At 32.8% G+C, this 16,621-nt stretch carries 13 protein-coding genes (1 of these 13 running past the window's edge); 3 read left to right on the forward strand and 10 right to left on the reverse strand.

Going from position 1 to position 16,621, the window contains the following annotated elements; translation table 11 throughout:
- From ACU4C5_RS04650 to ACU4C5_RS04665, 4 genes are all read right to left on the reverse strand, one after another.
- A protein-coding gene (locus ACU4C5_RS04650) for an OmpA family protein (RefSeq protein ID WP_446845887.1) crosses the window boundary here: on the reverse strand, positions 1-1,648 show its 5' portion. 257 nt of this gene lie to the left of the window's left edge; 1,648 of the gene's 1,905 nt are visible here — the first part of the coding sequence; it begins with the start codon at positions 1,646-1,648; the stop codon falls past the left edge of the window.
- Between the two features lie 19 nt (positions 1,649-1,667).
- A complete protein-coding gene (locus ACU4C5_RS04655) occupies positions 1,668-2,573 on the reverse strand; it encodes a PorP/SprF family type IX secretion system membrane protein (RefSeq protein ID WP_446845888.1) in 906 nt (301 codons plus the stop codon).
- Between the two features lie 38 nt (positions 2,574-2,611).
- Positions 2,612-7,510, reverse strand: a complete 4,899-nt coding sequence (locus ACU4C5_RS04660; protein WP_446845889.1) for an FIDD domain-containing protein — start codon at positions 7,508-7,510, stop codon at positions 2,612-2,614.
- Positions 7,511-7,737: 227 nt separating this feature from the next.
- On the reverse strand, positions 7,738-8,670 hold the full coding sequence (locus tag ACU4C5_RS04665) for an endonuclease/exonuclease/phosphatase family protein (protein WP_446845890.1): 933 nt from the start codon (positions 8,668-8,670) through the stop codon (positions 7,738-7,740).
- 105 nt (positions 8,671-8,775) lie between these two features.
- On the opposite strand from ACU4C5_RS04665, the gene hflX reads away from it, so the two are divergent.
- Positions 8,776-10,005, forward strand: a complete 1,230-nt coding sequence (gene hflX, locus ACU4C5_RS04670; protein ID WP_446845891.1) for a GTPase HflX — start codon at positions 8,776-8,778, stop codon at positions 10,003-10,005.
- Between the two features lie 79 nt (positions 10,006-10,084).
- On the opposite strand, the gene ACU4C5_RS04675 is transcribed toward hflX, so the two are convergent.
- Together ACU4C5_RS04675 and ACU4C5_RS04680 are read right to left on the reverse strand one after the other, a co-directional pair.
- A complete protein-coding gene (locus ACU4C5_RS04675; RefSeq protein ID WP_446845892.1) occupies positions 10,085-11,011 on the reverse strand; it encodes a DUF3078 domain-containing protein in 927 nt (308 codons plus the stop codon).
- Between the two features lie 76 nt (positions 11,012-11,087).
- Positions 11,088-11,597 (reverse strand): DUF2480 family protein, encoded by a 510-nt coding sequence (locus tag ACU4C5_RS04680; RefSeq protein WP_446845893.1) that lies wholly within the window; start codon positions 11,595-11,597, stop codon positions 11,088-11,090.
- 86 nt (positions 11,598-11,683) lie between these two features.
- On the opposite strand from ACU4C5_RS04680, the gene ACU4C5_RS04685 reads away from it, so the two are divergent.
- A complete protein-coding gene (locus ACU4C5_RS04685; RefSeq protein WP_446845894.1) occupies positions 11,684-12,058 on the forward strand; it encodes a hypothetical protein in 375 nt (124 codons plus the stop codon).
- Between the two features lie 54 nt (positions 12,059-12,112).
- Positions 12,113-13,123 (forward strand): TQO small subunit DoxD, encoded by a 1,011-nt coding sequence (locus ACU4C5_RS04690; protein WP_446845895.1) that lies wholly within the window; start codon positions 12,113-12,115, stop codon positions 13,121-13,123.
- Positions 13,124-13,178: 55 nt separating this feature from the next.
- Here ACU4C5_RS04690 and ACU4C5_RS04695 read toward each other — a convergent pair whose 3' ends face one another.
- From ACU4C5_RS04695 to ACU4C5_RS04710, 4 genes are read right to left on the reverse strand one after another with little or no spacing between them, the layout of a single operon-like run.
- Entirely contained in the window at positions 13,179-15,014 is a 1,836-nt protein-coding gene (locus tag ACU4C5_RS04695) for an ABC transporter ATP-binding protein (RefSeq protein WP_446845897.1), read from the reverse strand.
- Between the two features lie 3 nt (positions 15,015-15,017).
- Positions 15,018-15,341: a DUF59 domain-containing protein gene (locus ACU4C5_RS04700; protein WP_446845898.1), complete on the reverse strand. Its 324-nt coding sequence runs from the start codon at positions 15,339-15,341 to the stop codon at positions 15,018-15,020.
- A gap of 1 nt (position 15,342) precedes the next feature.
- A complete protein-coding gene (locus ACU4C5_RS04705; protein ID WP_446845899.1) occupies positions 15,343-15,765 on the reverse strand; it encodes a SufE family protein in 423 nt (140 codons plus the stop codon).
- Between the two features lie 38 nt (positions 15,766-15,803).
- Positions 15,804-16,583 (reverse strand): META domain-containing protein, encoded by a 780-nt coding sequence (locus ACU4C5_RS04710; protein ID WP_446845900.1) that lies wholly within the window; start codon positions 16,581-16,583, stop codon positions 15,804-15,806.
- Positions 16,584-16,621: the final 38 nt, after the last annotated feature.

Raw genomic sequence — 16,621 nt, forward strand, 5'->3', positions numbered from 1 at the left:
TTTTCATGATTTGAACTAATTTATCTAATTCAAAAGCAGCTTTTGCAGTTACGTTAGATTTATCAAAATCAAAATAGATTGGGTTTAATACTACTTTATCAGCAACAATTAAGTCTTCAATTGGAGTTAAAGGAATACTAACAGCAGCTTCTTCTTCATCTGTTCCTTTAAGAAGAACTTGGTTGCTTTCGTAACCATCTAAAGAAGCTTCATAAGATGTATCATTACTACACTCAACAATAAACTCAACAGTTCCATCAGTGTTAGTAACTTTAGATAATACTTTATTTCCTTGAGCATCATATAAAGATACAGATGCAGCATTTAAAGGTGCTCCTGTTTTAGCATCTGTTACTGTAGCAGTAACTAATACATCACATAAAGGTTGTATTTTTTTAATTCCATAAATATCATCACTTCCAACACCACCTTCACGGTTAGAAGAAATAAATCCATCTTTAGTATCTTCATCAATACTGAAAGCAAAATCATCAGCATTACTATTTATTGGAATACCAATGTTACGAACTGGTCCCATTTTACCGTCAACCAATTTAGAGTAAAATACATCTAATCCTCCTAAGCCTAAATGCCCATTTGAAGAGAAGTATAAAGTGTTATTACTGCTAATGAAAGGAAACATTTCTTGACCTTCAGTATTTACTTTTTGCCCTAAGTTAGTTGCTTCTCCTAAAGAACCATCTTCATTAATAGATGCTTTATAAATATCAAATCCTCCAAAACCGTTTGGCATATCAGATGCAAAGTACAATGTTTTTCCATCTGCACTAACCGATGGATTTTTTACAGAGTAGTTTTTACTGTTTACAGCAAAACCTTCTACATTATCCCATTCTGAACCAGACTTAGACGCTTTAAATAATTGCAACGTACTGTATCTGTTTTGAGAGATAGAATCTTTTTCATATTCTTTTTCATAAAAACTTTCTCTTGAGAAATACATTGTTTCACCGTCAGGACTAAATGAAACAATTCCTTCGTGATATTTAGTGTTTATCTCTTTACTTAATAAAACAGCATCAGCATAACTTCCGTCTTCGTTTTCAGTTAACGTGTAGATGTCTAGAAATGGTTGTTCATTCCATCCGTAAGTTTTTCTACTGCTATTTCTAGCTGAAGTAATGTATAATTTACCATCGTTTAAAGTACCACCAAACTCAGAAGATTCTGTATTAAAAGGTAAGTTTTGAACGTTAAACTTTTTACCTTTTTCTAAAATTTTAGGTAAGTAATCTGGATTTGCTTTGAATGCTACTGCTCTATCATCACTAGGACGCATAGAAGCAAATTTAGCCATCTGTACGTTTGATTCTTCATATTTCCCATTTGCTTTAAGCATTTGAGAATATTTATAAATCATTTCTGGCTGTTCAGAAGTTTCTAAGGCTTTTGCGTACCAGCGTTCAGCTTCAACAGTATTAAAGATATTATAATAAGATTCTGCTAATTGCCCATATACATAAGCATCTGCATCACCTTTTTCTACTAATTTAGAATAGTCTTCAGCTGCTTCTACAAATTCGTAGCGAGTAAAGTGCTTATCCGCTTTTTTAGTATTCTTATTTTGGGCGATTATGCTGAAAGAACTCAGACATAAAAGTATTAAATATAGTTTTTTAGTTTTCATATTTTATAGCTTATCTGGTTTAGAAGTATCTTGGTGAACGTGAAATTTTCTTAGGGAAATTCAAGTCAAATAATATCATGATTTCATGAGATGCTGGTGCGTACTTTTTGATATCTGATGTTACGTTATCATAAGCATACCCTATTCTCATAGAAGGCGTGATTGCAAAGTTTACTAAACCTGAAAAAGAGTCGTCTAATCTGTAAGATGCTCCAATTTCAAATTTCTCAAAGAACAAAGCATTTAAGTTAACATCATAAGATGTTGGTGCATCAAATGCAGACTTCACTAAAAATGTTGGTTTTAATTTCGTGTTTTCTGATACCTGGAATACATATCCCCCTGTTAAGAAATAGTGACTAGATTCTGTTCCTAAATCATAACCATTAGCATCTAGATGTACCGAGTTTAAAATATTTGGTACAGAGAAAGCTAAATAATAGTTATCTGTGTAGTAAAAGAAACCTGCACCAACATTTGGTGTTGCACTGTTTACATTTTCAGAAAAGAAAGGATCATTAGGATCAATTAAATCTAAATCTTGTAATCCAATATCATGAAAAGTTGCTCCGGCTTTAACACCAAAAGCTAAACGGTGTTCTCCACCTAAGTTAAGTGTGTAAGAAAAATCTGCATATAAGTTAGTTTCTCTCACTGGTCCTACCTGATCAGTAATTAAAGATAGACCTACGCCTACCTTTTCTCCGACTGGTACATGCCCAAAAAACGTTCCTGTTTTTGGGGCACCTTCTAAACCGGTCCATTGTGTTCTGTATAACATACCGAAGCTTAAGTTGTCTTTCGAGCCAGCATAAGCAGGGTTAATAACATTCATATTATACATGTATTGTGTGTACTGTGGGTCTTGTTGACCTTGCATTTGTGATGCTACCAGAAATACGAGTATGATAAATATTTTTTTCATATTTTTCTATTATTCTTCTGTTAATTTAGTTTTTTATCTTATTTGTTTATGTATACCCAAGCGCTACGAGACTCTGTACCATTATTATACGTCATCGTATAAAAATAAGTACCGACTGGCAATATATCACCTTTATCGCTTTGTCCGTGCCATTCGTCAATATAATTTTTCTTAGAATAAACTAAAGTACCATTTCTGTTGAAGATTTCAATTTTATCAACATTGTGAACTCTTAAATCAAAATTATCATTTACACCATCACCGTTTGGAGAAATTCCTTCTGGGAAGATACATGTTCCATTAACTTGTAATTCAAAACTATTTGTTACAGAACAAAATGTTGCATTTGCATCTTGAATTCTAACATAAATTGTTTGAGGGTTAGATATGCTTGTATAAGGTAAAGATAGATCAATTGGATCTGTTCCGGTTTGTGCATTTGATAATGATTCGTGGTATGTTACATTAAACAACGCTGGATCTTGAGTTCCTAAAATAGCAGAAGTTTGTAATGCTAAATTAAATTCTGCAATTCCGTCTGCTGAAGTATCATCACATGTTTCTAAAAAGTCAACTACGTTTACTGTTGGTTCAATACCAAAGATAATTGTTACAGAATCTTGAGCTTGAGTTTCACAACTATCATCGTATGCAATTACTGTATAAGTATCTGTTTCAGTTACCGTAAGAATACCTGTAGAAGCACCTTCAATAACAATACCATTTTTGTACCATTCATATCTATCTGCAAATGGTGATTCAGCAATAAGATCGTAAGAATCGTATCCACATAAGTTTTGATCTTCACCTAAATCAACTTCAATTTCAGCTGTTACAGATCCTGAACCATCAGTGGTTGCGTTTGTTTGTTCTATTTGAATTGTTCCTGGGTCGTTAGAAAAGTTAGTTACTAATAAAACATAGATTTCACCTTCAACAGCATTTTCAATAGTTACAGTTTCAGTATCTGCACCTGAGTAACTACAGTCAACAATGTTTTCAAAAGGATAGAAAGCTTGATTTGAGGTATTGTTAGGACATGTTGGGCAATCTACTAAAAGATCTAATTCACAATAGTCCATTGTGCTATCAAAAGGTCCCCATAATACGAAATCAACATCTAATCCTTGACCAATACCATTACCTTCATCATCAAACTCTGTATTTTGTTCAATTTGAATGTTAATTGGTCCAGTTTCTCCAATTTGAAGAATGTTCCAAGATGGGTTAGGAATAGATCCTAAACATGCTACAGAACCACTACTAGGAATTCCAATAACGTTAGATCCGTAAAGTGCACCACCTGATCCACAGAAAGGAGAAGCATCTTCACAAATAGTATTTGCTGGAGCTTCTTTAATACATAAATCAAATGTACTAGTTTCGTCTCCTGTTCCTGAACTGTATACTCTAATAAAGTAAGTGTTACCTACTGTTAATTCTGTAGTAATACTTGAAGTATCTGTAGAACAATATAATTCTACTAAGGTATCACAAGTTCCTTCATATACAGCGTGATCAATATTTGTTGTACCACCTATGATATTAGTAATTGAAATTAATTGAACCTCGTTTAAAGCAACAAATTCAAACCATACATCGTCATCTGGGTTACCAGAACATTCTGGTGTTGGTACTCCTGAATCTGTTGAAGCTACTAATGTTCCAGATGTTAAAACGTCACATGTGTCATTATCATTTACAACTGCTATAGTAGCGTTACATGGGTTGTCATTATCAGGAGGACATGCTAGTAAGTTAAATACTGGACTTACAATTACACAATTTTCATCTTGATCATTACTAATTGTTATAATTACATCTTCTAAGAATGGGAATGGACCTACTTGATATGTTCCTGGTTCAATAACGTTTTCTGTTGAAGCTACTGAATCAATAGTATTAGAAATTGTTAATGAATCTGCATCTCCAATAGTTGTTATAACAACATCTACTAAAAATTGATCTCCATTTTCACAATCGTTAACTACAGTATAAGTCGCTTCTGGATTCACACATGTTGGTTCTAAAATGTTTACAGTAAAATCTAATGTAACACCCCAAGACCCTGAGTAACACGGGTTTGGTGTTGATTGACCAAAATCAGCTGTACCTATTCTCATTCTGTGCTCTCCTATAGCAGCATCTGCTGGCATCATAAAAGAAGCATCTAATGTTGATGGATTATCTCCTAAAGATGTTCCTTGATATACAAGCTCATCTGCATCAAAAACAAGGTTGTCATTAAAATCAATCCAAACATTTGTTCCGTAAGTTGTTCCTGTTACAAAAGTAACTTGTAAGTTGGTATTAAATCCTTGAAAAGCATTAACAACTGTAGCTGTATGATTTTCATAAGTTTCGTCTCCAAAACTTGGGAAGTTTGTAATTCCAAAGAAAACATTACCTACTCCATTACCATCATTACTTGTTGGTATAGATTCACAATATCCAGTAAAGAATCCTGATGGTCCTGTCCAAGAACTTGTACCTTCGGCTCCTCCACAATCTGCTTGTACATAAAATTCATATGCTGTATCAGGGTTTAATCCAGTAAGTATATATGGGTTAGTTGTTACACCTGTTACTGTTGGCACTCCTGTTGGTGCATCACCTGCAGCAACTAATTCTATATTCCAAGTTGTACTTGTTCCATTTTCTACCCAAGCAACTTCTGTTGAAGTTAAACTTAAGTTTGTTGATGTTAATTCGGTTGGTTCAGGACATGTTGGTACTGCTCTAACTTGGAAGTTATCTACAGATACATCTACATCTTCTGGATCATCTACAGTTCCTTCTGTTGCCCAAATACCAAATTGAACAGTCATACCAGCGTATGCCGCTAAGTTAAATACATAATGTGATCCTCCTGCTGGTACTACCGATGTATTATCCCAAAGAATAATTGGTGTCCATGTTGCGCCATTATCAGTTGTAATTAAAAGTTGTACTTGATCATCTGATCCTAAAGATCTTTCATTAGTAGAACTTGCATAAGCCATAATAGCTAAATCTAATTCTACTTGAAAAGGACCACCTGTTAAATCGAATAACGGACTTAATAACCAATCACTTTTTCCTGTAGTATATAAATTAATTTTGTTTGCACCATTAAAACCATCATTTGCATAACCATCACCTGTCCAACTTCCTGCTCCTAAATCTCCAGGACCTGTTGTTGGATCACCACTATCTGCTTCATCCCAACATACTTCTAAGAATGAATCAAAAGTTGCTAAATAATCTGGCACATATACATCACATAATGTTGTAAATGTTACTGGACCTTCCCATGAGCTAGTTCCTGAAGCACCACAATCCGTTTGTACATAAAAATCATAATCTGTTGTAGCATTTAATCCTGTTACTGTGTATGGATTTGTAGATACTGTTACTGTTGGTGTTCCTGTTGGAGTCTCTCCAGAAGCAACAACTTCAATATTCCAAGATGTTGCAGTTCCGTTTTCTAACCAACCAAAAGTAGCACCATCAGATGTTACTCCTGACACAGCTAATTCACTTGGTTCAGCACATGTTGGTACTGCTCTAACTTCAAAGTTATCAACAGACACATCTACATCTTCTGGATCATCTACAGTTCCTTCTGTTGCCCAAATAGCAAATTGAACAGTCATACCTAAATAAGCATCTAAGTTAAATACATAATGTGACCCTCCTGCTGGTACTACCGATGTATTATCCCAAAGCATGATTGGTGTCCATGTTACGCCATTATCTGTTGAAATTAAAACTTGTACTTGATCATCAGACCCTAATAAACTTGCAGTAGTAGAACTTGAATAATCCATAATAGCTAAGTCTAATTCTACTTGAAAAGGACCGCCTGTTAAATCAAACTGAGGACTTAATAACCATTCATTATCTCCTGTATTATATAAATTAATTTTGTTTGCGCCATTAAAACCAACATTTGCAAAACCATCTGAAGACCATCCTCCAGCTCCTATACCTGTAGGACCTGTTGTTGGATCTCCATCGCCTGCTTCTTCCCAACATTCTTGTAAGAATGAATCAAATGTTGCTAAATAATCTGGAGTAAAAATACCACATGTTGTTGTAAAAGATACTGGTCCTGCCCAAGCACTAACTTCGGTAGAACAATCTGCTTGCACATAAAAATCATATGCGGTTACAGCTTCTAATCCTGAAAGTGTATAAGGACTTGAAACTCCCGTTGCTGTTGCTACTCCTGTTGGAGCATCTCCAGCAGGAACAACTTCAATATTCCAAGATGTCGCTGTCCCAACTTGTTCCCAACTTAACTCAGCACCTTCAAATGTAACTAAACCTGCTACCAAGGTAGAAGGTGTTGGACAAGATTGTTGAATACCATCTAAAATTATATTAGGAATAGTATCATCAATATTACTTGCTGTAACCGGAGCCGCTGGATCTGGATTTGTTCCATCACTATAATAAGATATCGTTCTCATTGTAGCAACATCTGAATTATAAAAATCATCAGCACTAGTATCATAATCAACCATATTATCTTCAGCTGCAACAATTAAGTTATCTACACCTGTATAAACAAAAGGTGTATCTAATGTTAGCTGTACCCAACCTGCTCCTGCTGACACATCAATGCCTCCAGCGTATACTTGAGTAAAAGAAGCTATAGGTTCCCAATCTGAAGTATCTGCATAATCTGCTCTGGTAGACTCTGCCATGTAAATAACAAGCTCTTGACAATTATCTAAATCTGATGCTCCACTGTAATACCATTGTATTGCAGTAATTGTCCCTGAAGCATTAATTTCTGATGCTAAATAGACACTCTGTGTATATGAGTATCCAAAATAAGGGTCAAAAGGTGCATTTTCACTCTCTAAATTACCAGATCCAACAGCTACTTGAGCATTGACTTGGCAAAGAACAGACAAAAACGCAAAAATCAATAAAGTAATTTTTTTCATAGGTTTTGATTCTATTAGTTATTTTTTTTTAAAACGTTAAAAGATAGACCTTTAACAAAAAGCTTATATTATTATCCGATTTTACACTAAAAACCTTCATTTTCACACAAGCTTAATTAAGTAACCGAAGATAATAAAAATGAATATTAACGTAGTGTTAACATTGCTTTAATAGATAAAAAGCAAATTACATCGATAAAACGTTATTTATTTTAGCATTTAAAGGTTTAAACATTCTTTTTCACCTTAATATATACGGGAAAATGATCACTAAAACCTCCTTTATAATTTTTTCCTACATAAGTTCGAAAGGGTTGGCCTTCATATTTACCCTCATATTGGGTTAAAAACTTCTCATCATAGACATCAACAGATTTATATTTTAAAGCCCCTAATTTTGTTTCCATAAAATTTATAGAACATAAGATTTGATCAAAAAGATTCCATTCAGAATTATAACTCAAGCTTCCTTTATCAATAGATAATAAGGTTTCCATTGGATTAAACAACAAACCTTTATCTACTAAAAACTTAAGACTATCATTACTTGGGTTATCATTAAAATCTCCCATAACAATAATTTTAGGATCTAGAAATTCAACTTTCAACTTGTCTATAATATAAAGTACTTTTTCGGCTGCAATCATTCGCTTAGGAGCTGATACTTTTTCACCCTCTCTTCGTGATGGCCAATGATTAACTATTACATGAATCATTTCTCCATCTAACTCCCCAGAAACCAATAATATATCTCTTGTATAATCAATCTCACCATCTGCTTCTAAATGCACATTAAAAATTTCAGAAGACATTACATTAAACCTCTCATTATCATATAATAATGCAACATCAATACCACGTTCATCCATAGAGTTATAATGAACAAAACTATAGTCATGCTTTTTCATTTTATCACTTTTCAGTAATTCCTTAAGCACTAAATCATTTTCAACCTCTGCCAACCCTATAATTACAGGGGGTGCTTTTGTATTATTTCCAATTTTACAGATAACAGACCCTAATTTATCAAGTTTTTTATGATAACGTTTTTCTGTCCAACGTTTATCTGAGTTTGGTAAAAAATCGTCATCATTAGTTTGAGGATCATCTACGGTATCAAATAAATTTTCAATGTTGTAAAATGCGATTGTATGTTGCATATATTTGATGTAATTTTTATATAGATTGAATTATCAAAGGTAGTTTTTAAAATAGAAAAATTAAAATGCTAACATTTACGTAACTTTGTACTTATAAATTGATATATGCTAGAAAAAAAGGACATTACTTTAGAGAAAGCCGTTTTAATAGGTGTAATTACCAAAGATCAAAACGAAGAAAAATCTCAAGAGTATTTAGATGAGTTAGAATTTTTAACATTTACTGCTGGTGGAGAAGTTTTAAAACGCTTTACCCAAAAAATGGACATGCCAAATCCTAAAACATTTATAGGAACTGGTAAAATGGAAGATGTACAAAAATATATTGAAGACAATAATGTAGGTACCGCCATTTTTGATGATGAACTTTCTCCGGCACAAGAAAGAAATATTAGTCAGATATTAAATTGTAAAGTTTTAGACCGTACCAATTTAATCCTAGATATTTTTGCACAACGTGCACAAACAAGTTACGCTCGTACTCAAGTAGAATTAGCGCAATGCGAATACTTACTCCCAAGACTAAGAGGAATGTGGACACACCTTGAGCGTCAAAAAGGGGGAATTGGAATGCGCGGACCTGGGGAAACAGAAATTGAAACAGACAGACGTATTGTACGTGATAAAATTGCATTACTTAAATCTAAAATTAAAACGATAGATAAGCAAATGGCCATACAACGTGGTAATCGCGGAAAAATGGTACGTGTTGCTTTAGTGGGTTATACCAATGTTGGAAAATCTACTTTAATGAACGTTGTGAGTAAAAGTGATGTGTTTGCTGAAAACAAACTTTTTGCAACCTTAGATACAACCGTAAGAAAAGTGGTGATAAAAAATCTACCTTTCTTAATGAGTGATACTGTAGGATTTATTAGAAAATTGCCTACACAGCTTGTAGATAGTTTTAAAAGTACACTTGACGAAGTTAGAGAAGCCGATTTATTATTACACGTTGTTGATATTTCTCACCCTAATTTTGAAGAACACATTGAGTCTGTAAATAAAGTTTTAACAGAAATAGGAAGTGCCGATAAACCAATTATTATGGTTTTTAATAAAATTGATGCTTACAAAGCGGAACCTTTTGATGAAACCGATTTAATTGCAGAACGTACTGAAGCTCATTATTCTTTACAAGAATGGCGAACCACTTGGATGAATCGTATTGGGGATTATGCCTTATTTATTTCAGCAATAAATAAAGAAAACCTAGACGACTTTAAAAAACGTGTGTATAATGAGGTAAGACAAATACATATAACGAGATTTCCTTACAATCATTTCTTATATCCAGATTATGAAGACATTGATTTTTCTGAAGAAGAAGAATAATTTCTACACCATATATATATAACAAAAAAAAGCGTGCTAAATAATTAGCACGCTTTTTTATATAAATACTGTTTGTAGTTTAAAACTTGTAGCTTAAACCAACTGTCCAAAATGTTTGTAAGTCATTATCTACATCATCAAAAGAAGTTGCAGTAGCAGGTGTTTGTAATAAAGCGTAATTTAACGCTTCTTGTTTATTGCTTCTTAAACCAAAATCAAATCCTACACCAATCATTTTCCAAAGTGTATATCCAAAAGAATTTGTCCAAGTTACGTTAGATAGATCTGAAGATTTGTAGCTTTGAAAAGCAGATACGTTAGATTTAAAGTTAATTGCACCAATTTGTCTTGTATAATCTGCAACAATTTTTGCCCCTAAAGAAGATTCAAAAGCAGCATCATTATCAGCAAACACAAAATTGTAATTCAAAGGATGTACCACAACAATTAAATCTTGTATTGGCGTCCATGTAAAACCAACCCCAATATCTAAATATCCTGGATCGTTAAAGTTATTTAAAATTGTAGTTCTATATTCTAATAAAGAAGACGCAGCAATTTTACTTGTAATATTTCTACCGTATAAAGATGTAATATTGAATACATCTGTAGTTGGGTTAAAGTTATCATCATCTAAAGCAGAATCTTTATCATCTAACTTAATCCATTGTAAGTTTGCAGTTAATGAATTTCTCCAGAAAAATTTCTCTTGAATTAAATTTGCATGACCATTAAAAGTTACACCAATATTTCCAGACGAATTATTTGGTGATCCTTGTGCGTACCAGTTATTAAAGTTAGATAAACTTCCTCCAATAGTACCAAAAGCACCAAATTTCCATCCTGGAAGTGCATCTATTTGTGATTGAATCGCGTTAACACGACCTTGTATTGCAGATATTGAATCACTTTTTATAGCTTTCTCTGCCAATAATTCTTCTTTAGTTTGCGCATAAGAGCTAAAAGCTACTACAGATAACGCAACTGTAAGTATTAATTTTTTCATAGTTAGGTGTTTTTAATCAATTATAAGGTAACAAAAATAGTTCTTTTATTAAGACACAACAAAAACAAAAAAGTCACTATTTTTTCTTTTTATAAAGTGGCACTGTTGAGCAAGCTTCACCATACATGACAGATCGTGCAACGCCTTGTAGTTTTGAAATTAACTGAATATACGCCGTATCCGGGATTGGTTTGTTTGAGCATCCTTTAATAATTACTGGTTTATCCATAAACTCTGAGACATCAAACTCTGAAACTACCTCTTGATAAATAGCTGTTTCTAACGTTTTTAAATCTCCAACAACAATTTTTTTAGCATATTCAGCAGCATTTGCAGCTATTAATAAATAAGCCCATGACGGAATAATTGCATCTACAGAGCAGGTTAGCGCCATATAATTATTCTTATACTGACTCCAATCATGTGTTTTTACATAATCTCTAAATTCAGTTTCTTTTAAAATCAACTCCATATACAACCAGTCCTTAATATCAAAAAGAACACGATTGCCTTTTGGGTATAAATCTTCTAAATCTATTGTAACGAGTTTGCTATTTGCAACACGGTTTATTATCTCTTCTGCCATAAGTACAAAGGTAATTAATTTATAACTTATTTTTAAGATTCCCTTTTCATATAAGATTGAAAAATAGTGTAATTTTATAACCAATTATGAAAAACGTAATACGATACATTAAAGATTTTAGAAGATTAGCACTTCTACTTTTTGTGATATTTACACTTAGCCCTTGCACTGTAAAAATTGCGAGTTTAGAAGTTTTAAATATTGAGTATCAGCGTCCTTTACATAAAACAAAAGTAACTTTAAACAACACACAATCTTGTAGTTCCCTAATAGTAACTCAAACAAAACAGGATACAAATACAAGTGTAAAACAACTTCAGCCACATAACGTTAACACTGTTGTTACCAACACCCTTTTTTTATATAAAAAAACATCTAAAGACCTTTTACATCAAACTCCTTTAGGCATTCACCAACCTTTATATATATTATATAAACGATTTAAAATAGAAACCGTATAACCTAAATACCGGTTTATTTTTTTATTACAATCTAATTATATATACAATTTCAACATGAAACATATATCAAATAATCAGTCCTATAATATGATGGGACTTATCACATTATCAATTCGCCTTGTTGTAGGGTGGACTTATTTCTCTGCCTTTTGGCGCAGACTATTTTTAGCCAATAAATTAAACCCTGAAGAAGCAGGGTATATTGGAGAAAAATTCAATCATTTTCTTCCTAATGCTCTCGGTATAAAACCAATTATTGAATACCTCGTTTCAAACCCTGAAGCCCTTTGGTGGTCTATGGCTATTTTTACAATTATTGAAGGTATCGTTGGACTCTGCATTATGTTTGGACTATTCACAAGGCTTATGAGTATTGGCGTATTTGGTTTAGCAATGGGTATATTATTAGGCTCAGGATGGATTGGCACAACATGTTTGGACGAATGGCAAATTGGTGTCTTAGGAATTGCCTCAGGATTCACCTTATTTTTAAGCGGAAGTGGTTACTACTCTTTAGATAAATATTTTATAGACAAAAAGCTAAAGTTCACACAAACAAAATGGTTTTCGTTTTTAGGCTCGGGAGTTTTACAATTAAAACACCTAAAACCAATTGCACTCACTGGCGCATTAGTTATTTTAGGATTAACCTTATTTACTAATCAATATTTTCACGGTGGGGTTTACGGAACACTTCATAATAAATCTGTAAAACCTTTAGTTGAAATTAGCAATATTAGTTATCATACTAACCAGTTACAATTTCAGGTATATCGTACACAAGGTGTTGATGTTTACGGTTCTTTTTTAATAGGAATTGAACTACTCGATGAAAATAACATGATTATTTCAGAAAGAGATGGAAGTGACTTATCGCAATTTCCAACAGAGCAAATTCACAACCATTACGTTGCAAAAGTGAAACCTGGAGCACACAGTCTTATAATTCCATTAGGAGCAAAAGCTGATATGACATTAAACTTAAATGAGAATGATAAAATTCCACATCGTATTAAACTTATTGATATTAGTGGTGCAGAATGGATTGCAGAAATAAAACACTAACTGCATTTTTTTTTAGATTAAAACTTCTTTGAAACTCTGTTTTGAAGAAGTTTTTTTATTGATACCCTTCCGCCTGTAGCGTAAATAAATCGGCATATAAAGAAGCATTTGCCATTAATTCTTCGTGTGTACCAATCTCTAAAGCTTTTCCTTGTTCTAACACCAAAATTCTATCGGCTTGTCTTACAGTACTAAATCTGTGCGAAATGATAATGCTTGTTTTCCCTTCGGTAAGTCCTATAAATCGAGTAAATACATCACTTTCGGCTCTAGCATCAAGTGCAGAAGTTGGCTCATCTAAAATCATAACTTCGGCATTTTTCATGTAAGCTCTTGCTAAAGCTACTTTTTGCCATTGCCCACCAGAAAGCTCTTGTCCACTAGAAAAACGCTTTCCTAATTGTTGATCATATCCGTTTTTTAATTCGGAAATTACAGCATCAGCTAAACTTAATTCGGCAGCATTCTCAATTTTTTCTTGATTATCTAGTTCAGTAATATCACCAATAGCAATATTTTCTTTCACTGTAAATTCATACTTAAAGAAATCTTGAAAAATCACACCAAAAAACGCTTGATATTCAGCTTTATTAAATCTATTAATATTTACACCGTCTAATAATATTTCACCAGAAGTAGGTTCGTAAAAACGGAGTAATAATTTGGTTAATGTTGTTTTTCCAGCTCCATTTTGACCAACAAAAGCCAATTTTTCGCCAGCTTTTAAGGTGAATGAAATACCTTTTAAAATATTATTATCAGAACCTGGATAAGCAAATTTTACATTTCTAAATTCAAAACCTTGTTGTATCTTCTTTGGAAGTGGTACATCTTCTTTCGTCTTAGAAAGGATAGAAATATCAATGAAATCGAAATAATCTTTAAGATATAAAGCACTTTCAGAAATACGTGTGAATTTTGAAAAGAAGTCTTGAAGATTTTTCATCAATCTATTAAAAGATCCTGATAAAAATGTTAATTCCCCAAGTGTAATAGCACCAGATAGTACACGGTAAATAATAAATACATACGCACCATAATAACTTATTGATCCTAAAACATTGAATAAAAACCCTAATGCAGATCGTCTTACTGCTAATTTTTTATTCAGTTGAAAATATTCTTGTGATAGATTTTGAAAACGGTCTACAATAAAATCAGTCAGTCCAAAGAGTTTAATTTCTTTAGCTGTTTTATCGTTTGCACCAATAAACCTGAGGTAATCTAATTCGCGACGTTCTGAGGTCCAACTTCTAGCTAGCGAGTATTGTTGTTGACTAAAACGGACTTCATTTATAAACGACGGAATAATACTAAGTACTAAAAGGATAATTAAGTACGGTTCAAAGTAAATTAAACCAACCACAAGTGTCGCTATAGAAATAGCACTTTGAGCTTGTCCCAACACGTTAGACATTAAACCTACACGACTAGTAGTTTGTGTTCTTGCTCGTTCTAGCTTATCATAAAACTCAGCATCTTCCAACAAACTAATATTAATTTGATTGGTCTTTTTTATGATGGTAACAGAAGTAGCAATATTATATTCGTCGCCCAACAACCCATCAGTTAGAGAAATGGCACGACTTATTAAATCGGAAAGAATTATAAGTCCAAATTCAATTCCAACGTAAGTCCAAAGTTGTGTGTAATCTGTAATTTCTAATCCTGTTTGCAGGATAATTTCATCGATAATTAATTTTCCTATCCATAAAATAATAACAGGAAGTAATGCACCAATGAGGCGACAGAATGCCGCCAACATAAAGAGTTTTTTATTGACATTCCATATTTCCTTAAAAAATCTTGGGATGTAAACCAAGGCATTAAAAGACGATTTTAAACTGGTTTTCTTATCGTCTTTTAACGACTTTGGAGCTCTTCGTGCCATATATTAAAGCATTCCAAGTTCAAGTTTTGCTTCTTCACTCATTAAATCTTGTGTCCATGGTGGATCGAAAGTAATTTCTACCTCGGCAGATTTTACTTCATCTAAAGATTTTACTTTTTCTTCAACTTCTAAAGGTAAAGTTTCTGCAACCGGACAGTTAGGTGTTGTAAGTGTCATTAATATTTTTACGTCGTAATCTTCATTTACAAAAACGTCGTAAATTAAGCCTAATTCGTATATATCAACAGGGATTTCTGGATCGAAAATGCTTTTTAAAACCTTTACAATTTTCTCTCCTAAATCGTTTGTATCTATTGTAGTTTCCATATTATTTTACTTGTGTTTGATATGCAATAGCATACATTTTTATTTCTTTCACCATACTCACCAGTCCATTTGCTCGTGTTGGTGATAAGTGTTCTTTTAATCCAATTTCATCAATAAAATCTGTATTAGCTTTTATAATTTCACTTGGTTCTTGGTTTGAAAACGCACGAATTAAGATGGCAATAATTCCTTTGGTAATAATGGCATCACTATCGGCAGTAAACACTACTTTATTATCATTTAAAACGGCATGAACCCAAACTTTACTTTGGCAGCCTTTTATAATATTACTTTCGGTTTTAAACTCTTCGTCAATTAACGGAAGCGATTTACCAAGGTCAATCATATATTGGTAACGTTCTTCCCAGTCTTCAAACATTGAGAATTCGTCTATAATTTCGTTTTGAATGTCTTCTATACTCACCTGATTTATTTTTTACAAAATTACAAATTGTTATGTCGTTAATCAACCTTTTCTGTCAAGGTTAACAAAACACTTACTAAAGCTTCAATTTCTTTTGGCGGGTTGCCATGATCAAATGTTTTAGTTTTAAATTCTTCAGTTTTATAAGTGATTTTTAACGCTGCTCCAAGCGCTGCATCTGATTGATGTTTTACTGAAGGTGGTACTAATAATCCTAAATCAGCTAAATTTATAGCCTTTACACTATCATAAATTGCTGCTAATTCTTTTTGTGTACAAAGTCGTGATTTTAAATCTTGTCCTTTTTTCACTCTGTAAGTTACAATATCGTTTTCTACCAAAATACTTAACGAAAACCCACGCGTTACTGCTGTATATGACACATTATAAACTTCTCCTTGAGCAATTTTTATTACAGGCACTTGCTTATTTGCTTTTACAAGCATTTTATTTGCATTACGAAGTTGTAGTACATTTTCTTTTATACTGAAACTAGTTGCGCTGGTTAAAGCCGTTAATAATTTTTGTTCGGAATCTAAATTAGGACAATATTTTCTAGTTGCAGCTAATTGTGAAATTGATATTTTATCGCCATCAACCGTGTAAGTTCCTGAGAAATTATTACATCCCGAATGTCCAGAAACCTTATTATCAGTTTCACTAAAATTAAGTTTTAAAGTTTCAGAAGTAGACGATTCATCATCAAAAATAACAACATTATAGCTTCCTGAAAGCGTGTTATCCGTTTCATCTGATGCTTTTACAGCTCCACAAGATGGTAACATAAATAAGCTTAGTATAAGTGTTACTATTTTCATAATTAATAAATTTTAAGTTAGTACCTTATTCTATTCAA

This window comes from Lacinutrix undariae, from assembly GCF_052934785.1.